The 22,955-nt window shown below is 69.1% G+C and carries 14 protein-coding genes and 1 pseudogene; 9 read left to right on the top strand and 6 right to left on the bottom strand.

What is annotated here, in order from left to right; translation table 11 throughout:
- Positions 1-169: 169 nt before the first annotated feature.
- Positions 170-3,133, top strand: a complete 2,964-nt coding sequence (locus AB0N02_RS32265; RefSeq protein WP_363954109.1) for an FG-GAP-like repeat-containing protein — start codon at positions 170-172, stop codon at positions 3,131-3,133.
- 166 nt (positions 3,134-3,299) lie between these two features.
- Here AB0N02_RS32265 and AB0N02_RS32270 read toward each other — a convergent pair whose 3' ends face one another.
- Entirely contained in the window at positions 3,300-3,479 is a 180-nt protein-coding gene (locus AB0N02_RS32270) for a hypothetical protein (protein WP_363954111.1), read from the bottom strand.
- A 385-nt stretch (positions 3,480-3,864) separates the two neighbouring features.
- On the opposite strand from AB0N02_RS32270, the gene AB0N02_RS32275 reads away from it, so the two are divergent.
- The 5 genes and pseudogenes from AB0N02_RS32275 to AB0N02_RS32295 all read left to right on the top strand — a co-directional run bounded on the left by AB0N02_RS32275 (position 3,865) and on the right by AB0N02_RS32295 (position 13,297).
- Entirely contained in the window at positions 3,865-6,774 is a 2,910-nt protein-coding gene (locus tag AB0N02_RS32275; protein WP_363954113.1) for a M36 family metallopeptidase, read from the top strand.
- A 1,360-nt stretch (positions 6,775-8,134) separates the two neighbouring features.
- A pseudogene (locus tag AB0N02_RS32280) lies at positions 8,135-11,185 on the top strand (SNF2-related protein); the annotation flags it as partial.
- 36 nt (positions 11,186-11,221) lie between these two features.
- Positions 11,222-11,785, top strand: coding sequence for a C-terminal helicase domain-containing protein (locus AB0N02_RS32285; protein ID WP_363954176.1), 564 nt, complete (start codon positions 11,222-11,224; stop codon positions 11,783-11,785).
- Entirely contained in the window at positions 11,782-13,002 is a 1,221-nt protein-coding gene (locus AB0N02_RS32290; RefSeq protein ID WP_363954115.1) for a hypothetical protein, read from the top strand. The genes AB0N02_RS32285 and AB0N02_RS32290 overlap by 4 nt, the downstream gene beginning before the upstream one ends.
- Positions 12,974-13,297 (top strand): zinc ribbon domain-containing protein, encoded by a 324-nt coding sequence (locus AB0N02_RS32295; RefSeq protein WP_363954178.1) that lies wholly within the window; start codon positions 12,974-12,976, stop codon positions 13,295-13,297. Before AB0N02_RS32290 ends, AB0N02_RS32295 begins: the two co-directional genes overlap by 29 nt.
- Positions 13,298-13,563: 266 nt before the next feature.
- Here the strand turns inward: AB0N02_RS32295 and AB0N02_RS32300 are convergent, their stop codons facing one another.
- Together AB0N02_RS32300 and AB0N02_RS32305 are read right to left on the bottom strand one after the other, a co-directional pair.
- Positions 13,564-13,788, bottom strand: coding sequence for a DUF397 domain-containing protein (locus AB0N02_RS32300; RefSeq protein WP_363954117.1), 225 nt, complete (start codon positions 13,786-13,788; stop codon positions 13,564-13,566).
- Between the two features lie 28 nt (positions 13,789-13,816).
- The gene (locus AB0N02_RS32305; RefSeq protein WP_363954119.1) at positions 13,817-14,677 is read right to left on the bottom strand and encodes a helix-turn-helix transcriptional regulator; all 861 of its coding nucleotides are present in this window, start codon (positions 14,675-14,677) and stop codon (positions 13,817-13,819) included.
- Between the two features lie 269 nt (positions 14,678-14,946).
- Between AB0N02_RS32305 and AB0N02_RS32310 the strand changes: the two genes are divergently transcribed.
- Both AB0N02_RS32310 and AB0N02_RS32315 read left to right on the top strand, forming a co-directional pair.
- A complete protein-coding gene (locus AB0N02_RS32310) occupies positions 14,947-15,234 on the top strand; it encodes a hypothetical protein (protein WP_363954121.1) in 288 nt (95 codons plus the stop codon).
- Between the two features lie 59 nt (positions 15,235-15,293).
- Positions 15,294-15,824, top strand: coding sequence for an ATP-binding protein (locus tag AB0N02_RS32315; RefSeq protein ID WP_363954123.1), 531 nt, complete (start codon positions 15,294-15,296; stop codon positions 15,822-15,824).
- Positions 15,825-16,594: 770 nt separating this feature from the next.
- On the opposite strand, the gene AB0N02_RS32320 is transcribed toward AB0N02_RS32315, so the two are convergent.
- The 3 genes from AB0N02_RS32320 to AB0N02_RS32330 all read right to left on the bottom strand — a co-directional run bounded on the left by AB0N02_RS32320 (position 16,595) and on the right by AB0N02_RS32330 (position 20,568).
- The gene (locus AB0N02_RS32320) at positions 16,595-17,218 is read right to left on the bottom strand and encodes an XRE family transcriptional regulator (protein ID WP_363954125.1); all 624 of its coding nucleotides are present in this window, start codon (positions 17,216-17,218) and stop codon (positions 16,595-16,597) included.
- A gap of 111 nt (positions 17,219-17,329) precedes the next feature.
- Positions 17,330-20,206: an AAA family ATPase gene (locus AB0N02_RS32325; RefSeq protein WP_363954127.1), complete on the bottom strand. Its 2,877-nt coding sequence runs from the start codon at positions 20,204-20,206 to the stop codon at positions 17,330-17,332.
- A gap of 185 nt (positions 20,207-20,391) precedes the next feature.
- Positions 20,392-20,568, bottom strand: a complete 177-nt coding sequence (locus AB0N02_RS32330) for a hypothetical protein (protein WP_363954129.1) — start codon at positions 20,566-20,568, stop codon at positions 20,392-20,394.
- Between the two features lie 430 nt (positions 20,569-20,998).
- On the opposite strand from AB0N02_RS32330, the gene AB0N02_RS32335 reads away from it, so the two are divergent.
- The gene (locus AB0N02_RS32335) at positions 20,999-22,651 is read left to right on the top strand and encodes a M4 family metallopeptidase (protein WP_363954131.1); all 1,653 of its coding nucleotides are present in this window, start codon (positions 20,999-21,001) and stop codon (positions 22,649-22,651) included.
- Positions 22,652-22,955 lie beyond the last annotated feature (304 nt).

Here is a 22,955-nt window from a genome sequence, read left to right on the forward strand (position 1 = left end):
ACGCAATCGTGTGCACCACGTGACGCCAGCCCCGCCGACCGGCCGGGTGACTGGCACGCCATTTTGGGAGAATACGTTGAGAAGATCGTTATATGCCGCGTCGCGGACGCGGGGCCGTTCGCCGGGTTCGCCTGCGGGCTCACGCCTGTGGGGACTCATCGTCGCGACGGTGCTGGTCGTCGCCCCCTCCATCGTGGCCGGCACGCCGGTCGCCCCGCCCGCGCTGGCGGCCTTCACTGCGATGGCACCCACGTTCAGGATCGTCGATTCCTACAACATGCGCGGACAGAGCCAGACCGAGCCGGGCTCCAGAGTGCCGGAGAGTCGCTGGCAGACGGCGCTTCAGCGGATGGTCGACAGCGGTTCGGAGGCACTGGCCCTCCAGGAGGCGGGTAGCGCTCCTCCGGAGCGAGCGGAATGGACGCATCGGACCTTCCCCAGCGGGGCCGGCGTCACCGAACACAGGTACGCCGTCGGCAGCGAGTCTCGCCCGCAATACCACTACATCTACTGGGCGGACACGGGGCAGCAGCGCAACGGCCTGGCGATCGCGGTCAGAGGCGAGGTTCACGTGAGTGACGCGGTGATGCTTCCCGTGCACAGCGACTGGAACTCCCGGCCGATGATGGGTGTGCTCATCGGTGATTACTGGTACTTCACCGCGCACGCCCATGCGAACGGCAGGGACAACCCCAACGACGCCGAAGACATCATCACGACCGCCCAGCGGTTCATGGCGAACCGGCCGCCCAATGAGGAGATGGGAATATTCGGCGACCTCAACCAACGCCCCGAGAACCTGCGAGCCCAATTCCAGAACCACATCGTCGCTTCGGACCAGCCCACCCACGAAGGCGGCGGCACACTCGACATGGCCTACCTCGCCAACGACACCACCGCCAACGCCGTAGGCGAGCGCCAATTCGTCAACTCCGATCATTACGCGGTGCGCTATTTCATCAGGACGGACTGCGGCCTCCCGGGCGCCCCTCAGCTCGCCAGGGCCACGGCCAGGACCGCGCTCGCGGCCGCAGCCGAGCCCTCGGCGGAATGCAACGGCTCCCTCGTACCCGGTGTGATGTACCGCATGTTCCTTGAGGGTGTCAGAGACGGCGTCCTGGCCAACACGGGCGGGGAGCCGACGATCGTCCAGGGAACCGGCTCACCCAGAGAGGGGATCATGCCTCTCTACAGCTCCCGGCCACACTGGTTCCTCCTCTCCTCCCCCACGGCCGACAAGTGCCTGGAAAGGGCGTCCGACGACATCGACGCGGCTGTGTCCCTCGCCGGGTGCGACCCCCGCAACGAGAGACAGCAGTGGAACAGGGCGGGACGGAGGGTCTTCGCCGTGAACTTCACCAGGGAGCTGCGCGCCGAGGCGGACTTCATCGGTTCACGGGTGCGCATCAAGGCGGACAGCAGCAACACGAACGGGTGGAGGTTCGAACTCTGGCCGGCTTTGCGCCCCATGGCGCTGGGCTCCTCCACCACCTACGGCCAGGGCAGCTCGGACGGGAACGGCTACCGGGACAGCGCCGACGCGGGGTTCGGTGAGCTCACTCGCCGCAGCGCCGCCTCGAGCGGTCTCGCGGTCACTGGCAAGGGCAAGGCGAAGGTCATGAGTGACGACGACGCCACGCCCCGTGTGGACTGGGTCGGCTCCATCCGGGTGGGGACGATGTCGGACCGGGAGACCGAGGGCTGGAAGGGGTACCGGATCCATGAGATCGCCGGCAAGGCGCAGTGCGCCGTCGACCTCTTCCAGCCCAACCTCATCACGCTCATCGCCGGCGGCAACGACGTGATCCAGAACTACGAGATGGGCGGGGCGATCGGACGGCTGGAAGCCCTGGTGGAACAGGTCAGCGCCGACTCCCACGGAGTCGCCGTCCTGGTCGCGGGCGTGCAGCCTTTCCGCGACGGAGCCGTCGACGCGCGGGGAGAGGCGTTCACCGCCCAGGTTCCCGCCATGGTGGACCGCCTCGTGGAGCGCGGTCTCCACGTGGTGTACACCGACATCAGCGGGCTGGACCAATCCGATATCGGCCCCGACGGCATCCATCCCAACGATCAGGGCTATGACAAGATCGGCGCGGCGTTCGTGAAGGCCGCCGGTCAGGCCAGGGATCGAGGGTGGATCTGGGAGCCGAATCCTCAGGCAGAGGACAAGGCGTCCGACGCCTGCGGGATCCAGGACGACGGCCCGGGTGATTCCCCCGGTGAGGAAGAGGTCAGCAAGCTGGGCCGGTACTGGGAGGACCGCGGCGTCATCCAGGCCCAGCAGTTCCCCTCCGACAGCCGGTTCTGGATGGTCGACATCAACAAGGACCGCAAGGCCGAGTTCGTGGTGGTCGACAAGGACCAGAACTTCCGGTTCTGGTGGAACAGCGGGCCCTCCGGCAAGAACTGGATGCCCTTCGTCGAAGGCCAGAACTCCTACCAACCCGGCGCCGGGGCGGTGGGTAACATGCTGCGTTTCGGTGACGTGGACGGTGACGGGTTCCCCGACTGCATGGTCGTCCACCTGAACGGAGTGATCAACCTGTACACCTGGAAGGCTGAGAACCCCTCCGGGGCGCGTATGTGCACCAACCGCTACAACGGTGTCGCCAGCGTCTTCGCCAACGGCTCGGACAACGGCGACAAGCCGCCCCTGAACATCGACCCGAACACCAAGATCCGCATCGCCGACGTCACCGGGGGAGGCCGGGACGACTATCTGCTGATCGAACCGGACGGGACCACGACCGCCTGGTACAACAAGGGCTTCCAGGTCAAACGGACCTTCCAGTACCTGGAGTGGGAGGTCCCGCAGAAGATCAGCGGCGCGCTGCAACTGCCCCGGGAGATCCGCTACGCCGACATCAACGGCGACAAACGCGCCGACCGCATCCTGATCACCGCCAAGGGCGGCGCCCGCGCCTGGATCAACGAAGGCGCCACAGGTGCAGGCGGAACCTACCGTGACATCGGCAGGATCGCCGGGGACGGTGACCTGCCGCCCAAAGACATCCAGTTCGCCGACCTCGACGGCGACGGCAAGGCCGACTTCCTGCGCATCGGCTGGACCGGCGTCGCCCACGCCTGGCTCAACAAGCTCCCGCCCGACTACTTCAATACCTTCCACCCGTAAACCACACGCCATCGACGACGGCAGGCCGTGACGTCACGGCATGACCTGATTGACGGACGACGAGATCCCCGGTGCCCGGTCAACCGACCGGGAAAGCGCCGGGGACCTCGTCCCGGGGCAGCGGGACGATCCGGCCGAATATTAGCGCTAAGGGCTGAGTGGCAAGTCAGGCGTCTGGATTGTGGATGATGCGGTGGATGGTGGAGCGGCCGGCGCTGTACTCGGTGGCCAGGTCGGTCAGGGACACCTTGCCCGCGGCGTAACGGCGGCGGATGGAGCATCGGGCGGGTTCGGGCAGTTTGGGGTGCTTACCCATGAGCTTGCCGTTCTTCTTCGCCAGCGCCATGAGTTACTCGGTCTGGATGATCACGTCTTGCTCGTCGGCGGAACAGCGGGCGTAGCCGGCACGGGTTCCGTTCACGGCTCCAAGCGTTCCGGATAGGGGGTCTTCACCGGAACACTTCGCGGAACACCCTGACCCGGGGCGGTTTTCCAGACGTTGGTGTTCCGATGGGGTATCCCATTTTTTCACGCCTATCAAATCCCATCTCAATCATTATGTGATGGGCATTGAAGCGGCACCGTGCAGGGCAATTCGTGATGCCCGCAAAACCCGAACCCGTTTACCTCCATACGCCGATTTTCGCGAATTGAATAGATATTGTAGGTGTTTTCGGCGCGTGATATCTCTGGCGCAGACGCGAAATGATCTGCGCTTTCAGGAGGGACATGTGTTGACCAGGATTCGATTACGCGCCGCAGCCGCAGCCGTCGGTTTCGCGACGCTGCTTCTCCCCCTCGCGACGATCGCCGGGGTGGCTCAGGGCTCCGAGGCCGCGAAGGGCGCGCCCGGCGCCAAGACCTCCCCGATCCCCAGATCTCAGGCCAAGGGGCACGGTAAGCCCGACCTGGACAACCGGCAGGGCAGAGTCCCGCCGCCGTCGGGCCTGAGCGCGCGAAGCTCCGGGCCGGGCGCCGAGGTGCGCTGGAACGCGCTCGGCACCCCGGCCGTCGTCACCGGGTCCGCGCCGCTGGCGGAGCACCTGGGCGCCGACCCGGTACAGGCCGCCCGCGCGTACCTCAAGAGCCACGAGGACCTTTTCGGCCTGTCGGCCGCCCAGGTGGACGCGCTGGAGCGGGTCGGGGTCAATCCGATCGGCCCCGGTCACGCCGTCCTGCTGCGGCAGCGCTTCGGCGGCCTGCCCTCGGGGGTGGACGGCCTGGTCGTGGTCGCCGTCGCGGGCGGGAGGGTGGAGTACGTCGCCTCCTCCCTCTCGCGTGACACGGCCGCGCCTCCGGCCGCCGTGATCGGCGAGAAACAGGCCGTGGAGATCGCGGCGAGGGATGGCGGCGTCGATCTCGCGGCGGTCACGACCAAGCGGGTGACGCCGGTGGCCGTACCGGCGCCCGACGGGGTGCACCGCGCTTACCAGGTTGTGCTGATCGCGTCCGGCCAGGGCGGCGACGTCGCCGGGTACACCACGCATGTGGACGCGGTCAGCGGCGAGGTCCTGGTCCGCGACAACCTGGTGGACACCATCGCCGACGCCACCCCCGACAACCCGTCCTGGACGGTCTTCCCCGCCAACCCGCCGAGCGACTACTCCTCGGCCGACACCCGGCGGCGCTGGTGCTTCGCGGCCGGCCCCGGCTGCGACCTGGTGACCGGCGGCGACCCGGCGACCGGACTGGCCTGGGACGTGGACCCCGCCACGAACACCCCGACCCACACCAGTTCGGGAAACGCCGCGCGGACCTACGAGAAGCGGGAAAGGTACGAGGTGGAGCTGCCCGGCACCCGCAGCAACGCGCCGTCGCCGGGCCGCGACTACGCCTACCCCTGGAAGAACACCTGGAACGAGTCCAAGTGCGACCCGGCGACGCTGAGCCGGCCCGGTGAGGCCGACCTGGAGACGTCGATCGCCCACCTGCACGCGGGGATCAACCGCATGCACGACTGGTCCTACCGGCTCGGCTTCACCGAGACCGCGTGGAACATGCAGGCCGACAACCGCGACCGCGGCGGGCTCGGCAACGACGCCGCGATTGGGAGCGCTCAGGTGGGTGCCCTGATCGGCGTCCGCGATTTCGGCGGTCAGGTCAACACCCCTGACGGGATCTCGCCGGGCACGTTCACGGCGCTGTCGATGCCGAGCGGCGGTGGATGGTATGGCCCCTGCGTTGACACCTCCTACGACATGACGCTTATCGCGCATGAATACGGCCACGCGATAACGAGTCGCATGATCGGCGGACCGGACGGCGGATGGATCAGCTGGCAGGGCGGAATGCTGGCCGAGTCCACCTCCGACCTGTTCGCCATGGAGTACCTCTACGAGCACGGCTTGCGCCCGTCCGGCGACACGCCGTACGTCATCGGCGGCTACCTCACCGGCGCCGCCGAGCGCGGTATCAGGAACTACGACATGTCGAAGTCGCCGCTCAACTACAGCGACATCGGCTACGACATGAGGGAACCGCAGACTCACGAGGACGGTGAGATCTGGGCGGCGACCCAGTTCGACGTGCGCGAGGCCTTCCTCAAGCGGTACGGCAAGGGCACCCTCGCCCAGCAGCGGGCCTGCGCCGACGGCGGGCGACCCGTCGACCGGTGCCCGGGGAACCGGCGCTGGGCCCAGCTCACCTTCGACGCCCTGCTTCTGACGACGGGCGCGGGCAGCCTCGCCGACGAGCGCGACGCCCTGCTCGCCGCCGACCAGGACATCATCTGGCGCGCGTTCGCCGAGCGCGGCCTGGGCGCGGGCGCGGACGGCGACAACGGGAACGCTTACAACCCGACGCCGAGCTTCGTGAACCCCAAGGGCGACAACGGCTTCCTGCGCCTGACCTCCGACGGCGCCGCCGAGGGCGCGGTGCTGCGGCTCTACGTCGGCGACTACGAGGCCCGCGTGGTTCCCGTCGCCGACACCGACCCGGCCACCCCGCTCGGCGACACGGTCGAGATGACGCCCGGCGCCTACCGCCTCCTGCTCGTCGGCAAGGGTTACGGCCACACCCGGCTCACCTCCGTCGTCTCAGCCGGCCGCACCCACCTGGTCCGGGCGCCGCTGTCACGCAACCTCGCCTCGGCCTCCACCGGCGCGACGGCCTCCGGTGACGGCGTCAACCAGGCCCAGCTGATCGACGAGACCGAGGCGACCAACTGGGCCTCGCTGACCGGCCCGCCCGCCGGCAAGTCGGTCGTCGTGGACCTGGCGGGCGACCGGCCGGTCACCGTCCGCAGAGTCCAGGTCAGCGCCGCGCTCCGGGTTGACTACCTCGACGAGGCCGATCCGAGCTGGCAGACCCGCTTCTCGTCCCTGCGCTCCTTCGAGGTGCTCGCGTGCCGCGCGGACTGCGCCGACACGGCGAACTTCCACTCGATCTACACCAGCCGGCCGGACGCGTTCCCCTCGGTCCGTCCCTGGCCCATCGCCCCCCATATGACCATCAGATCGTTCCGCGTGCCGGCGACCGACGCCACGCACCTGATGCTGCGCGTGCTCGGCTCGCAGTGCACCGGCAACCCGCTGTACGCGGGTGAGCAGGAGAACGACCCGGACTCCGCGACGGACTGCGCCACGACCAGTCCCACACCCGATCAGGTGCGCGCGGCCGAGTTCCAGGCGTTCTCCCACTGACGCCATGGACAGGGCGGCGCCGATGACGCCGCCCTGTTCCGCTTCTCAACCTCGGCGTATGGTCCCAAGGAGACCGGTCGAACTCGTGGCCTGACCCGTCCCACGCTTTCTCCCGGTCTCCATCTGCGCGCACACCTTCGACATGACCCGCCGGTCCCAGCCCGGGGCGGCCACGGTGCCGTCCTCGCGCACGAGGTTGACCATCAGGTGGTTTGCGTCTCTGTCGCCCAGATGCGTGCTGAAGCCGTGCTCGCCCAGGGATTGGGGCGATGGCATGCGCTGTAGGTGTGTCCTCGGTTACGGTGATCGGCCTGGGCTGCCCACCCGCGCGATCCGGTTGGCGTTGCCGGACCTGGTGATGCGCCGCGCCTGGCTCGCTTCGAGCGTTGACGGCCCCGTGCGGCTCATCCAGTTCCCCGGAGGTTTCGCCAAAGTGACAACCCGGCCTACTCCGCTGACGATCGGCGATTTTCTCAACAAGCGCATCCAGGACAAGGAGCATCGGGAACTTCACGGCGGCGACGCGGCCGTGTTTCGGCGGCTGGACAACCGGGGGTTCAGCCGCTTGTTGTCCAGAGCGTGCGCGGATGGCCTGTGGCCGGAGGCGTTCACCGCTGAGGTCACCCGGCGAGCCGAGACGGGCCGGTTGCGGACGCGGGACCTGCGGGCTCTTCTGCTGGACAGCAGAGTTTCGCACGTGGAAGTGCAGCGGGCCCGGTCGGTCGCGTGGACGGCGCTGGCTTCGGCTCCGGAGCGGGCGACCGCTGTTCTCACCTCGCAGGCCCAGGCGGTGGAGGCGGTGTTCGTGCTGCGCAAGGTGCCGGCCAGGGACGGGCTGGGCCGCTTCGGGGTGCAGGCCGGGTGGCGTACGCCTGATGGATTCGCCCACGGTATCGCCGCTTACGCCGACCAGCGCACCGCGGCCCGGCACCGGGCCGCGGTGAGCCTGCTTGGGCATCTGTGCGGGGTTCAGCCGGTGGTGCAGGAGTCGGGCGACGGCGCGGAATGGGAACCGGTCACAGCCGACGACAACGCGCCTGTGGCGCTGGCGGCTCCGCTGCCCGCGGACGGCTTCCGGGGGCAGCTTCAGCGGGCGTGTTCGCAGGCCGCCGTGGCACCGGCCTTGGTGGCGGAGATCACGGCCCGGGCCAAGGCTGGCATGTTGGAGCCGCCCGAGCTGTACCTCGTCCTCTTCCAGGCACCGGCACCGCAATGGGAACCGGCTCGCCGGGCGATCATGGACTCAATCGCCGCCGACGGAGGGTCCGCGTCAGCGATCCTCAACCTTCACGCGGGCGCTGCCGAGCAGCCCGCCCCGGTCTACGAGGACACCATCATCCCCGGAGCCGCCCAGAGGACGATGCGGTTCCAGACGAGTGTGACCTACGACCCCGGCACCGGTCTCCTCCATGCGGACAGCGGGCCGAAGCGTTCGAAGAAGCACTCCCGGAACTCGGCCGCGGTCGCCGTCCTGGCCCAGCTGACCGGGCTGCCGCTGCCGGAACCCGCACATGCGCTGGAACCGGGGATCTCGGCGGGACCGCCTCCGCCCGGCAAGGACCCGCTCAGCGCGTTGAACGAGCTCGCGCAGATCGAGCTGATCACCAGCCTGGTCTTCGAGGTCTCACCCGGCTTCAGCGGCAAGCAGCCACTGTTCACCTGCCAGGCCACCTGCCGTTCGAAGAGCCGCACTCTCAAGACGGAAGGAAGCGGGCTGAGTAAGGGGGCGGCCCGCGAACAGGCAGCCCACGCGTTGCTGGCCCTGATCGTCGCCGACGATGAGCCCCGTCCTGCCGCGCCGGTCCAGGCGGTGTCCGCGATCAAACCATTGGCTCCGGGCAAGGACCCCTTCGGCGCGCTGAACTCCTTACGGCAGACGGGCGTCATCACCGATGTCGAGCCGGACTACTCAACCACCGGCCCAACACATCGGCTGGTGTTCCTGTGCACCCTGTCGTGCCGCTACCAGGGCCAGACGGTTCAGGCACAGGGGCGCGCGCCGAGCAAGCGCGCCTCCCATCAGGACGCCGTACGGGCGCTACTGGCCCGCCTCGCGCTGATACCCGCCGGCCCGGCCGCGCACGCCGAGGACACAGCACCGGAACCGGCCACGCCCGCATTCGTGCCATACCCGCACACACCCACTGCGGGAACACCCGCCCAGACGTTGCTGGCCGTGCGGCTGCTGAACTCCGTCTTTTGGGCAGGTGCCGCGGTGACCGCGGACCTGAGCGGCAGTACCGCCCGGCTGGTGGTCTACCACCCTGACGGCAGCCCTCTACCGGACACCGACCCGTCCGCGCCGCTGCGGGCGGAGAACGTCGAACTGGTGCTGCCCGGGGTGGGTGTCGGAGTACGCGCCTTCCCGGTCCCAGCGTGGCCGGTGCCGCTGAGGCTGCTGTCCGGAGTGCTGGCCCAACTGGCCGATGACGACCTGCACCCCAGCACGAAGACCTGGCGGGCCGTCATCCGCCTGGGCCTTGAGGCCATCGCCGAGGAGCGCGTGTACCCGGGCACCGACTCCACCGGCCGCGACGCCTGGCATCTGGGCCCCCTCACCCTAGGGCAGCAGGCCACCGCCGCCGATCTTGCCGAGATGATGCCCCCATACGCGCACTGCGTTCCTGCCGCCCGTAACCCGTACCGCCTGTGGGCGCCGCGCATCGTGGTGCGCCACATCCTGGACGCCTTGGCCGACGCGGTCGTGCGCGGCCCGGGAACCGCGTACGCGCTCGGCTCAGCCCCATACACAGCCTTTTCTCCGCGCCCCCAGAGCCTGGGCTTGATGGCGTGGACGGACCAGATCGACACGATCCTCGACTCCCGCCCGCCGCTGGGCCTGGTCGTGACCATCAAACCGCCGCCTGCCAACAGTCCCGACGACACCGAATTGCTGTGGGCGACACTGCGTATCAGTACCGCTTCGCCCGGCGGCGAACCCCGGCTTGTCAACGCCGCCGAATACCTGCCCGAGCACGGCGCCGACCCGGGCCGGCTGGAGCGCGTCCGCCGATCCCTGCGTGCCGCTGCCCACCTCTGGCCTCCGCTGCAGCGCCTCCTGGAGCAGGACCGCCCGGCCAGGTTCACCTTACGCGCCGCCGAAGCCGCGCTCTTGCTCGGCGAGATGGGCCATGACCTGGCCCGGTCCGGCATCGAGATCACCTGGCCCGAGCAGTGGGCTCGCGCCCTGAGCGTGCGCGCGCTGCTTGGCACCCGCTCCACCCCCGGCGCCCGCGAGCCCGCCTTCGGCCTGGACAACGTCCTGGACTTCCGCTGGCAGCTGACCGTCAACGGCGACGGCCTGACAGATGCCGAGATGGACGCCCTCGCCGCCGCCGGCCGCGCCCTGGTCCACATGCGAGGCCGCTGGCTGTTGGTCACCACGGAAACCGTTCGCCGAGCAGCCAATCGCGCCCTTGGTACGCTCCCCGCAGCCGAAGCACTGACCGCAGCCTTGACCGGCAGCCTCACCGTCGATGGCGACCTGGTGGCCTGCGAACCGACCGGCGCGCTGGCCGACCTGGTGGAGTTCCTGCGTGTCGGCTCCCACCAGCCCATCGCGGTGCCCGCCGCGCTGAAGGCGACGCTGCGCGACTACCAGATGCGGGGATTGACCTGGCTTGCCAACACCACCCGCCTCGGGTTCGGCGCGTGCCTGGCCGACGACATGGGCACCGGCAAAAGCATCACCGCCATCGCCCTGCACCTGCACCGCCGCGAGCAGGCTGAACACGCCGCACCGACCTTGATCATCTGCCCGGCGTCCATGCTCGCCACCTGGGAACGCGAGATCGCCCGATTCGCCCCGGCCACCCCCACCCGCCGCTACCACGGCGAAAGCCGCACCCTCGACGGCCTGACCCCCGACGAGGTCGTCATCACCACCTAGGCCACCCTGCGACGCGACGCCGACACCCTCGCCGCGCAGCCGTACGACCTGGTCGTCGCCGACGAAGCCCAGCAGGTCAAAAACCACCGTTCACTGACCGCCCAGCATCTGCGCCGGCTGACCACCAAGGCCCGAGTCGCGTTGACCGGCACCCCTGTCGAGAACAGCATCATGGAGGCCTGGTCGGTCCTGGACTGGACGAACCCCGGCCTGTTCGGCACCCACCGCACCTTCAACGACCGCTACGCCCGCCCCATCGAGCATGACCCCGACGGCGAAGACGCCCGCCGTCTGGCCCGCGTGCTGGCCCCCTTCATGCTCCGGCGCCGCAAGAGCGACCCGCACATCCTCAAAGAACTACCCGCGAAGGTCACCACCCGCCGCTACGTGACCCTCACCCGCGAGCAGGTCGGCCTCTACGAGGCGGTGGTGCGCGACACCATGGAACAGATCCGCGCCGCCAAACCCGGCGAGCGCCGCGCCCTGATCCTCACTCTGCTCACGCAACTGCGCCAGATCTGCAACACCCCAGCCCACTACCTGCGCCAGACCCCGGACCTGCATCACTACGACCCAGACGCCGAGCGGCGGCGCTCAGGCAAACTCACCGCGCTCGACGAACTCCTCTCCCAGATCGCCGCGGCGGGCGAGTCGGCGCTGGTGTTCACCAACTACGCCACCATGGGCCGACTGTTGGTGACCCACCTTCGCGCCCAGGGCATCCAGCCGTTGTTCCTCCACGGCCAGATCCCGCCCGGGCAGGCCCGCCAAGACCTCGTCGACGCCTTCCAAACCCGCCGCAGCCCGGTCATGATCCTCACGGTGAAAGCAGGCGGCACCGGCCTGACCCTGACCGAAGCCGGCCACGTCATCATGTTCGACCGGCCCTGGAATCCCGCCGTGGAGACCCAGGCCATCGACCGAGCCCACCGCATCGGCCAAACCCGCACCCTGGAAGTCCACCTGATGCAGACCGAGTTGACGATCGAGGACCGCATCGACGCCCTCCTGGAACGCAAGCGCGCCGTGGCCGACGCCGTCCTGGCAAACGGAGAGACCGCGCTCGCCGACCTGTCGGACGCCGAACTCGCCGAACTCGTCGCCCTGGGAGCACGCCCGTGACCGACACCACCTCACCGTGGGCTCTGGCCTGGGAACTGGCCCACAAGCAGGCCACCGGAAGCCCCGCCACCCTCGCCCAGGGCCACAACATCTACCTCGCCGGCGGCGTCCCCGCCCGCCTGGACTCCCAACCCGGACAGATCAGCGCCGTCGTCACCCCCCGCCACGGCGAACCCGCCCGAGCCACCATCCGCATCGCCCCGCTCAGCCGGGAAGAACAGCAGGCACTCGCTGCGGCCCTGACTCGCAGCCACCATAAGGGCGCCCTCCTGAAGGGCCAACTCCCCGCCGAACTCGCCGACCCCGCTCACACCGGCGACGTCCCCATCGTCCCCAGCGCCGCCCAGGTGACGTTCACCTGCGACTGCCGGCAAGCACCATGTCAGCACACCGCCGCCCTCGGACACGCCCTCACCCAGCGCCTGCATGCGAACCCCTCTCTGCTGACGGTCTTGCGCGGCCTTCCCCACCGGTACCTGACCGACCTCCTGCACGCCCCGGCCCCCACTGCCGTGGCAGCACCTGAAAAACATAACCGGCCCCGCACACCGCCACGCCTGGCAGGCTCCTATATCGCCGCCCACCAGGCCTACCAAAACTGGCACAACAGCACACCACCCCCACTTACCCGCGAAGCCGCCGACGGCGACGCGCCCACGACACGCTTCCCGGACATGGTGCTGCCTGAACCGCCCGCGCCCGCCCCCTCACTACAGCTGCTTCGCCACCTCGCGACCGAAGCCGCCCACCAAGCCCAGCGACTCCTGACCGACGACACCCCGCTTGAGACGGACCCGGTCGCCGACGCCGTGCGCCTGACCACTTCCCTCCCGGCCGGGAGGCGGACCGAGGACGTGGCCCACCGGCTCGACATGGAGCCGCAGGTCTTCCGTCGGCTCCTGAAAACCTACGCACTGGCCGGCTCCCCCGGCATCCGCGTCACCCGCCACCCCTACCCGGACGCCCCCCAGACCCTCCAGCAGGCCGCCACCGTCATCGACCCGCTGCGCCCGGACCCGACCACACCGCTGACCACCGTCGACAACCGCGTCACCGACCCCACCGCCGACATTGAGATCCGCCACGGACACGACGGCAGGTGGTACCCCTTCGCGGCCGCCGGCCACGACTGGCAGCTGATCGCCCCTCCCAGCGACGACCCGGCCGACGCCTACCAGAACGCGCTCACTGTCCTGTACGCCCGCAGCCACCCATGAGGAGCACAAGGCGCCCGGCCGGGTCCGGAGGGGCGATCCGCGTTACACGTCGCAGGCCTGCAACGCCTGCGGGCACCGCGCGGCCGAGTCGAGAGAGAGCCAATCTCGGTTCCGCTGCGTCGCCTGCGGGCATCGGGACAACGCCGACGTCAACGCGGCCAGGAACGTCAGGGACAACGTCAGGGACAACGTCAGGGACACTGCCGCGGGGCATGCGGTGGATGCGCGGGGAGGCGACCGGGTTGCCGGGCCTGTGAACCGCGAACCTCAACGCGACCTCCTCCTGGTGGGGTAGTCGCCGTTGGAATCCCCCGCCCTCGGGCGGGGGAGGATGTCAAAGTCCGTAGTTGCCAGGTGGAGTGATCAACGCTCTCGCGGTGCTCAAACCCATCGACATTCTTGGCATTCGAGATCGCTGAACGGTGCTCGCTTTCGCACGCACGTGGTGCTCCCAGGCACTGTCATAGCCACCTGCTTCCCTCTCAGGCACGGGGACGGCGAGAAGCGCAGCGGATTCCTCCCTTTTGGAGGGACGGATAAAAAGTGTTCGCCGTGGAACGCTCAGCTCACGCCGTCGAACTCGCCGCCCCTGACGCCTGTGACGAAGGCCCGCCAGCCATCGGGGGAGAACGACAGAACCGGGCCGTGAGGATCTTTGCTGTCCCGTACCACAACGGTATTGGGAAGGTTGCGTGCTACTTCTACGCACGCGCCTCCGTTTCCGTTGCTGCGCGAACTCTTCCGCCACTCCGCCAGCGACAGGTCTACGGGGTCGTTCTCCGCCATCCGGCACCTCTTTCCGCCTGCTCGATCACTACGTCGCGAGCTCACTTGCCATGCGCGCGATGATTGCCTTCGAGGCCTCGGTGGGCAGAGCTGCGGCGCGCAAGTGGTCGAATATCAGCTTATATCGCTCTACTTCTGGCTGCTTCTCCAGATAAATCGTCCCTGTTGGATACTCGATGTAGACCACATCGGTCTCAAGAGACCCGAACCCAAGCATGTGGAACCCTCCGCCCATCGCAGGGTGCGCGCCAACGGCGAAGGGGAGCACCTGGAGTGTCACGTTCGGCAGGTCCGCCGCCTCGATCATCTTCGCGAGCTGGTCGCGCATTACATCGGCACCGCCGACCGTGCGCCGGATGACCGCTTCATTGACGATCATCCACAGGTGCGGCGAGCCCTCTCCTCTGAGAAGCTTCTGCCGCGCAACTCGTACGGCCACTCGCTGATCTATCTCCTCCTCCGAAGCTCCGATCTGCGCGGCTCTATGTACCGCCCGTATGTAGCCTTCGGTCTGGATCAGCCCGGGAACGAACTCGCATTCGTAGATGTGAAGAGACGACGCTTCGGACTCCAGGCCTACATAGACCTCGAACCATTCGGGTACGGCCTGTCCGTAGGCGTGCCACCAGCCGCGTTGCCGAGCTTCGCGTGCCAGGACGAGCAACGCCTCACGCTCTTCTGGCTTGACCTCATATACGGCAAGTAGTGCTCGTACGTCGCTCGGCTGTATGGCGCGACGGCCGGTTTCGAAGCGACTGAGCTTGGTCGCGTGCCAGTCCAACTGCTCCGCAACCTGATCTATGGTCTGCTTTCTTTCCTCACGGATGCGCCGTAGCTCGGCGGCCAGTCGACGCCGCCTGACGGTCGGACTCTTCCCGCTTCGGTTCACCCTTTTTATCTCCCTTGCTACCAATATCCCTTTTGGGGATCACTAAAAGGAAAATTCAGGCACTTGCTTTCTGGCAGTTGCCAAGTGGCAACCTCAAGAGCACACTGACGATAGTCACACAGAGTGGCGTCTCGCACACTCGATTTTCATTACCCGGAGCAACGGTTTCGTTACGGGACGCTGACGGGTTTGCTGCGCTTGCCAGTAAACGCACGGAAGACCGGCAAAGACGTGGCTATGTCCCACGGCTGGGAAAGGAAGTCCGGCGAATGGCGGAAAACTGCTCGCAAGAGCAATTCGAGCATTTGGTGCGGTTGGGGCGGGATCTGTATCGGATCGGGGTGGGGAGCACGCTGGTGCTGCCGGTGGCCGGTCAGCCGGTGCTGGAGGTCATCTCGATGGGGCGGACGCGGATTCGGGTGGTGGTGGTTCGCCGGGCGCGGGAGTGGGTGTTCATCTGGCGGCCGTGGTGGGCGCGGATCTGGATGCCGGGATCATGGGTGTGGGCCGAGGCCGACAACGCCGCCGACGTCATCGCCATGGCGGCCGCCGCATGAGGCCCCCATCCTCGCCTCTTCCCCCGTCCCCGCCTCCGCCTTCGTCCATCCCGTCGGCGGTGGCCCCGAATCCGGCCTGCCGCTACGAGCGGCACCGTACGGCCTCGCCGCGCTGGTCCGTACTGCGTCCGCTCGGCCACGCCGACTTCCCCGGCACCCCGGCCTCGGTCCCCACCGCCCGTCAGTGGGCCCGCGACCTGCTGTCGGGCAGGGTCGCCGACTCCACTCTCGATGACGTGCTTCTCCTGCTCAGCGAGCTGGTCACAAACGCGGTCGTGCACTCTGACTCGGGCCGCAGGTCGTACGGCTCGGTGACGGTGTGCGTAGCCATGTCGAACGGCCACGGTGGCTACGGCGCTCAAGGGGGTCACGACGATCATGGTGCGGATGTGATCCATGTCGAGGTGATCGACGATGGCTCGGCCGCGAGCCTTCCCTTCGTGCGGGCCGCGACGCTCGACGGCGACGGCGGGCGGGGCCTGTTCATGGTCGAGCTGCTCTCAACTCGCTGGGGTGTTCACCATGACGCCGAGGCGGGCAACGCGGTGTGGTTCCACCTGGCGGACACCGCAGCCGGAAACGACCGGTGACGTGGTGCGGGAACCGCATGCCGGGTTGCTCGCCGTCCATCGGCGCCGGTCGGGTCCGCGTCACCGCCCGCCGTACCGGCGCCATGGGAGGTCACGCATGAGGGCACGCATGGGGGGCGGAGGAAGGGGGCGGGGGTGGGTGGCGTCGTGGGAGGTCGTGTACGTGGTCGTGCGGTGTGCGAGTGGAGCGGGGTGATGGGTGTGGGCATCAGCCGCTCCACCGAAGCTGCCGCCCCACGGGGTGGGTAGAAGGTGCCTGGGTGTTTCCGTCTCGCCCCAGGATGGGGTGGGCAACGGGTGGCCCACCGAAGCTGGCGCCCCACGGGCGGGAAGGCCCTTCTTAAGGGGGCAGCTTTCGACCTCAGCCCTGCGCTCCTTTCGAAAGTGAGGCTTCAGCTACGGTGACCAGCCCTGAACCGGCCCTTTCCTGATTGCTTCAGCCTCCTCCAGAACGCTGAGCGGCGGGAAAGAGAGCGGCTACGGCGGCTAGGCCGTACGGCGGGGCGGGTAGTGCGCGGAGGGGGGTGGGTGGTCCGGTCGGCGTATAAAAGGACGGAAACCCCCGCGCCCGCCAGGCCGCAGGCCTGACCCCACCAGAGCGAAACCAACGACGGCCGACCGGACCACCCACCCCCCGCAGCGCGAACCCCCGTAACCCGAACGCTCACCGAATCACGCGCTGCTCATCAACGCAGGTCAGCGCAGCCCCACCACTCGTCGCTCCGGTGTCGTAAAGGACCCCGATCCGCTGGGACGAGCCCGGTGGAACGTCAGTCCTCGGAGAAGGAGATCAGGGTCAGGACCCGGCAAGGGACGGAACCGGTGGCGTAGACGTGGTCGGACTCGGAGGCGAAACGCAGGGCGTCGCCTGCGGCGAGGGTGACCGACCACTCGTCGGTCTCCACGGTCACCTCGCCGGAGACCACGTAGGCGTGCTCGACCGAGCCCCGGCCGTGTGAGCTCTTGGCGCTGCGGGTCCCGGCCGGGATGTCGCCCTCGGCCAGTTCGAAGCGGCGCCGGTCGGGGGCGGCGAACAGGGTCCGGATCGCGCTGTCGCCGACCAGCAGCGGGACGCTCTCACTGCGGCGGATGACCTCCGGTCCCACCAGGTTGATGCGGGTCAGCTCGCCGAAGGTCAGCTCAAGGGCGGTCGCCAGCCGCGACAGTACCTCGACCGTGGGGTTGGCGACGCCGCGCTCCACCTGGGAGACGAGTGCCTTGCTCACCCCGGTCAGCTCGGCCAGTTCGCGGACGCTGAGCCCCCGGGCCAGGCGGGTGCGGCGGAGGTTGGCGGCGATGGCGTCGCGCACCCCGGTCGCCTCGGAGGTCTCGCGCGTTCCCGTCCCGGCGGGGGACGAGGTCATGCCGAAGACGACGCCGTTCTCGCTCCGCATGTGCTTCCCCTCTCCCCGCGCTTTCCCGCCCCGCGCTTTCCCGCCCCGAGCTTTCCCGCCCCGAGCTTTCCCGCCCCGAGCTTTCCCGCCCCGAGCCCATGATGCAGGAAATCAGCCGATGAGGGCGAGGCGGTGGGCCGCGGCCGCGGCTTCGCCCCTGGTCGAGACGCTGAGCTTGCCCAGGATGTTCGAGACGTGGACGCTCACGGTCTTGACCGAGATGAACAGTTCGGCGGCGATGTCGCGGTTCGACCGTCCCTGGGCGACCAGCCGCAGGACCTCCTGCTCGCGCGGTGTGAGCTGCGAGACCGGGGAGGAGGCCGCCGGGGCCGTCGGTGGACCCGCGGTCGGGGCGCCCTCCTCGGTGAGGGACGCCCCGATTCTGCGGGCCAGTGCCTCGATCTCCGTGATCAGAGGCCGGGCCGACAGTGCCAGGGCGATCGGGTAGGCCGTGCGCAGCCGTACCGCGGCGCCCTCGCGGTCACCCGCACCCGCCGCCGCTCGCCCCGCGCGGAGCAGTGACTTGGCACGCATGAACGGACGGTCGAGCCGCTCCCAGGCGGTGGCGGCGGCGTCGTGGTGGCGGTCGACGGAGAGCTGGTAGGCATCGGCGACCGGGCTGTGCGCGCCCATCGCCGCCCCGGTCTCCTCCACCTGGGAGCGCAGCGCCGCCGCGCGTTCGGGTGCGAGCGTCTCGGTGATCTCGCAGACCTCGGCCAGCAGGGCGAGCACCCGCCAGCCCAGCATGGGCTTGTTCGTGAGCAGGGCCTCGTGGATGACCTGTTCGGCCAGTTCCAGCGCGGCCGTCGGCTTACCGTCGAGCAGGTGCAGGCCGATCTTGAACCGGGTGTTGGCCGACCGTTCCTGGGTGAACTCCTCCTGGATGTTGAAGGCGTCCACCTCGCTCAGCACGGATCTGACCACGTCGGTCTCGCCGCGCGCGATCGCCACGTCCGCGCGGATCCGGCGCAGGTGGTGGCGGGTGCGCAGGATCGGGTCCATGGTGAGCGCCTGCTCGGCCAGCTGGGCCGCCTCCTCGAAGCGGCCCAGTGCCTCCAGTGCCTCGGCCCGGTTGTTGGCGATGAACGTCCCCGACAGGCGGTAGCGGCCGTACTTCCTGGCCAGCCGCTCGCCTTCGAGTGCCATCTCGATCGCCTCGGCGGAGCGGCCCATGTTGTTGAGCGCGTCCACGTTGTTGCTGATGGCCCGCAGGATGATGCGGCCCGAGCCCTTGCGTTCGCCGATGGCCTGGGCGGTCGAGTTGACGGCGATCGTCTCGTCGAGGCGTCCCTCGATCGAGTGGCCCAGGGCCAGGTTGAGCAGCAGGTCGGCCTCCAGACACTCGTCGCCGTGCTCGCGGGCGATCCGCAGTGCCTCCTCGGTGAGCGCGGTGCCTTCGGCCACCTCGCCCCTGAAGATCAGGAAGGAGCCCAGCTTGGACAGTACGTGGGCGCGCACCGGCCCGGGTTCGGGGACCAGCCGTTCGGCGTAGCGCAGGTTGTCGAGCGCCCCGGGCTTACGCTTGGACGACTGGAACTGCGACAGCTGTACGACGAGTTCGGCCACCCGCTCGGGCTCGGCCTTCTCGTCGAGCTCGTCCAGTGCGGCCTTGACGAACTTCATGCCCCGGTCGATCTCGCCGCAGGCGTGGGCGGCCTCGGAGGCCTGCTCCAGGACCGTGGTGTGGTCGACGCCGATGCGCTCCGCGGCGTCGGGGACCTTGTTCCACAGCGTGAGCACCCGTTCGAGCAGCTGCATCTTCTCGTTGTAGGCGAAGGTCCTGGCGGCCTTGTCCGCCGCCTCCCAGGCGGAGATGAGGGCCCACAGGTCGTCACGGGCGGAGTACCAGTGGTGGGCGATCTCTATGGCGGCCCGGCCGGGCGGGACCAGGGTGCGGTCCCTGCCGATCTCCTCGGCGAAGCGGGCGTGCAGCCGCGCGTGCTCGCCGGGCAGCAGCTCGTCGTGTACGGCTTCGCGGATCAGGGAGTGCCGGAAGGCGTAGGCCCGGCCGTCGGCGACCTGGAGCACGTTGACGGCGATGGCGGGCCGCAGCGCGTCCTCCAGATCAACGTCGGACAGCCCGCTGACCGCGGCGAGCAGGTCGTGGCCGACCCGTATCCCGCCGGCGGCGGCGACGCGCAGGATCCGCTGGGTCTCGTCGGGGAGCTGCTCGACGGCGCCGATCATCAGGTCGTGGAGGGAGTCGGGGAAGGTGCAGTCGTCGCCGCACTCGACCAGCGCCTCGACGAACAGGGGGATGCCCTCGCTGCGTTCGAAGACCTGGCCGACCCGCGCGAACTCGGGCGTCGTGCCGAGGATTCCGGCCATCTGGGCGGCGACCTCGTCCCGGGTGAGCCGGGGCAGGTCCAGCCGGACGACCCCCTCGACCCGGCCGAGCTCGGCGAGCACGGGGCGGAGCGGGTGCTGGCGGTGCAGGTCGTCCGAGCGGTAGGTGAGGATCATCAGGACCGGTGCGGCGCGCAGGTTCCGGCTGAGGAAGGCGATCAGATCCCGGCTCGACCGGTCGGCCCAGTGGATGTCCTCGATGATCAGGACCATCGGGCGGTGCTCGGCCAGCCGTTCCAGCAGGGTGAGGATCTGTTCGAAGAGGCGGGCCCTGGCGGTGTCGGTCTCCAGGTCGCCGCTCGGTTCGCCGAACTCGGGGAGCAGTCTGGCCAGGTCGCGTGCCGCGCCCCCAGGCAGCAGGGCGGCGACCTGCTCGGCACCGCATTCGCGCACGAGCTGGCGGATCGCCGCGGTGAACGGCGCGTAGGCCAGGCCCTCGGTCGACAGTTCGACGCAGCCGCCGATGAGCACGTGCGCGCCGTCGCCCGCGACGCGCTCGGCGAAGCATCCGATCAGGCGCGACTTGCCGACTCCGGCCTCGCCTCCCAGGAGCACCGCCGTCGCCGCGTTGTCGCGTGCCTGCGCGAAGGCCTCGGTCAGGTCAGAGAGCTCCGCCTCCCGCCCCACGAAAACGGGGCTCACCGCCCGACCCATCATGTCTTCCAGCATGTCACGCCTTATATGAAATCTTCTTCCCATTTATCCCTGGGCGAAGGGGGCATCTCCAGGCGAAGGGTGAAGGGGGCGCGCCTCGGATGGCGGAGTCCGTTACGGAGGCTGGGAGGCCCGGCCGGCAGGGAGGAGACGGCCGGGCTCTCGTGACGGGGTCATGCCGGAGTGGTCTTGCCGAACAGGCCCCGGCGGCGCTCGCCCGAGGAGCGGTCGTTCCCGGCCGGTTGGGACTGGGAGCGCTGGACCTGGCGGGCGCGGCGGTACTCGGCTGCCTCCTTGCGGAGTTGGGAGGCCCGCTGGCCGCTCATCTGGAGGTGAAACTCGGGAGCCATCTCTGGTTCCTCCTCACGGGACCGCGGTCCCGGTGGTGCGACTTCCTTACACACTCAAGAGTCGTTCTAAGGTCCCCGCCGTCACATCGGGCGGATGCCCTATCTCCCGGCGGCCCCGGCGGCCGGGTATACCTAGGGCGTCGCGCTCCGCCTTAGGCACCCCCGGGCGGTCGCCCGAACGGGTCCTCCGGGCATGCCCTCCGGATGGGATGTTCTGACGAGGCCCGGAGGCCGGGCGGCGGGTCCATGACCGAATACGCGTTCCCGGCTGCTTTTCGGATTTCAAATATTTGTTTCCCGATAAAAGGTCATACGGCGAAGGTATGGATATTTGTGGGGTTCTTTTCTTTCGCTGTCGATGTCATGTTTGGTGCAGCCCGGCCGGCTGCGGCTCCTGACCCAAAAGGAGTCATCGAGTATGAATCCCGGAATGAAGTTGGGAGCCATCGCCGCCGTGGCGGTGGCCGCGATGGGGGCACCCGCGTTGACGAGCGGCGCGGACGCCATCACCACCCTGGCCGACCCAGGGGCGCAAACAGCACCTCCCGGCGGGCAGACCGGCGCGGAGGCGAAGGCCGTACTTCTCGGCGGGCCGACCGACGAGGGGACGCTTCCCGCCTTCGCTCCGCCCGGTCCCGCAGAGCGCGAACGCGCGGTCGTCAGCGCGGACAGGGCGCTGTCGTCGCGAGCCGACGCCCTCCATCTGGGGGCGCGGGAGAGGCTCGGGCGCCCCGTGGCGACCTCGGGAACCCGCGGCCTGCAGTACCTCACCTACCCGCGGACCTACCAGGGTCTACCGGTGTACGGCGGTGACGTGATCGTTCTCGCAGACCGGACCGGTGGCGTGGTCCACGCCGTGACCACCGGCCAGCAGACCGCCCTGGACGCCGTCGGCACCGAGGCGCGGGTGAGCGCCGTCGCCGCGTCCTCGGCCGCCCGCGCCGAGCTGCCCGTCGTGGAACGGGCGAGCACGCCCAGACTGCTGGTCCACGCGACAACCGAGCGTCCCCGGCTGGCCTGGGAGGTGATCGTCACCGGCCAGACGCGGGAGCGGAGTCCGAGCGTGCTCCATGTCTTCGTGGACGCGCTCGACGGAACCGTCTTCGACTCCTACGACCAGGTCCGGTTCGGTACCGGCAACAGCCGCTTCAACGGCAGCGCGGTGACCATCCAGACCTCCGGCTCCCCGGGCTCGTACGCGATGCGGGACCTCACCCGGCCGGAGCTCCGCTGCGGGGGCCAGAACGGCAGCGTCTACACCAAGGCGGTCGACACCTGGGGCAACGGGTCGGGCACCAACCTGGAGACCGCCTGTGTCGACGTCCTGTTCGCCGCGCAGAAGCAGTGGGACATGCTGCGCAACTGGCTGGGGCGCAACGGCATCGACAGCGCGGGCCACAGCTTCCCGGCGCGCGTCGGCCTGAACGACGTCAACAACGTGTGGAACGGCTCGGCGCTCTCCTTCGGCCACAACTCCGCCAACACCAAGCAGCTCACCTCGCTCGACATGGTCGGGCACGAGTACGGCCATGCGGTCTTCGAGTACTCCGGTTCCAGCGGGGGGCCCGCGAGCGGTCCGGAGGGCGCGGGCCTGGCCGAGTCGGCCGGTGACATCCTCGGCACTCTGACCGAGCACTACGCCAACGAGCCGCCCGGCTTGGACGTGCCCGACTACCTGATCGGCGAGGAGGTGGACATGTGGGGGAGCGGGCCGATCCGCAACATGTACAACCCCGCCCTGCTCGGCGGCCAGAACTGCTACCGGACCGGGGTCTCCGACCCCGGTCCGCAGAACCACTGGTTCTACCTGCTCGCCGAGGGCACCAACCCGCCGGGCGGGCCCGTCAGCCCTGTCTGCTCGGGTCCCGGCTCGCTGACCGGCGTCGGCATCCGCAAGGCCGGGCAGATCTTCTACGGCGGGCTCCAGCTCAAAACCAGCTCCCCGACGCACGGCCGGGCGCGGGTGGCCACCCTCCAGGCCACGAAGGCCCTGTTCGTCGGTTGTACCGAGTTCAACGCGACCAAGGCCGCCTGGAGCGCCGTCAACGTTCCCGCGCAGGCCGGCGAGCCGACCTGCCCCTGAAGCCGACCCGCACCTGAAGACGATCTGCGACTGAGACGGGAACCGGGGCCCGGGTCCGGATGGGGCCCGGCCCGGAGCACGGTTCCGGACGAGGCCCCGTCCGGGACACGGCCCGTGACGGGGGTCTCCTGCGGGGAGGCCGCGCGGTATTCCCCCTGGGCGGGAGCACTTCGCGGTGCTCCCTGACGGCGGCGGGTACCGGCCAGGCACATCCCGCCGCCGTCCCCACTCCCGTCGCCGTCCCCGGTCCCGGTCCCTCTCGCCCCGGCTCCGGCGGCGGATCACGGCCACGCCCGAATACGGA

It is taken from the genome of Streptosporangium sp. NPDC051022, from assembly GCF_040683035.1.
In the GTDB taxonomy this organism is placed as follows: domain Bacteria; phylum Actinomycetota; class Actinomycetes; order Streptosporangiales; family Streptosporangiaceae; genus Streptosporangium.

Excerpts from the sequence above, each read along its gene's own strand:
- AB0N02_RS32330 (WP_363954129.1), bottom strand. The coding sequence starts at position 20,568 with ATGGCTCCCGAGTTTCACCTCCAGATGAGCGGCCAGCGGGCCTCCCAA.
- AB0N02_RS32270 (WP_363954111.1), bottom strand. The coding sequence starts at position 3,479 with ATGGCGCTGGCGAAGAAGAACGGCAAGCTCATGGGTAAGCACCCCAAA.
- AB0N02_RS32320 (WP_363954125.1), bottom strand. The coding sequence starts at position 17,218 with ATGCGGAGCGAGAACGGCGTCGTCTTCGGCATGACCTCGTCCCCCGCC.
- AB0N02_RS32310 (WP_363954121.1), top strand. The coding sequence starts at position 14,947 with ATGGCGGAAAACTGCTCGCAAGAGCAATTCGAGCATTTGGTGCGGTTG.
- AB0N02_RS32300 (WP_363954117.1), bottom strand. The coding sequence starts at position 13,788 with ATGGCGGAGAACGACCCCGTAGACCTGTCGCTGGCGGAGTGGCGGAAG.
- AB0N02_RS32335 (WP_363954131.1), top strand. The coding sequence starts at position 20,999 with ATGAAGTTGGGAGCCATCGCCGCCGTGGCGGTGGCCGCGATGGGGGCA.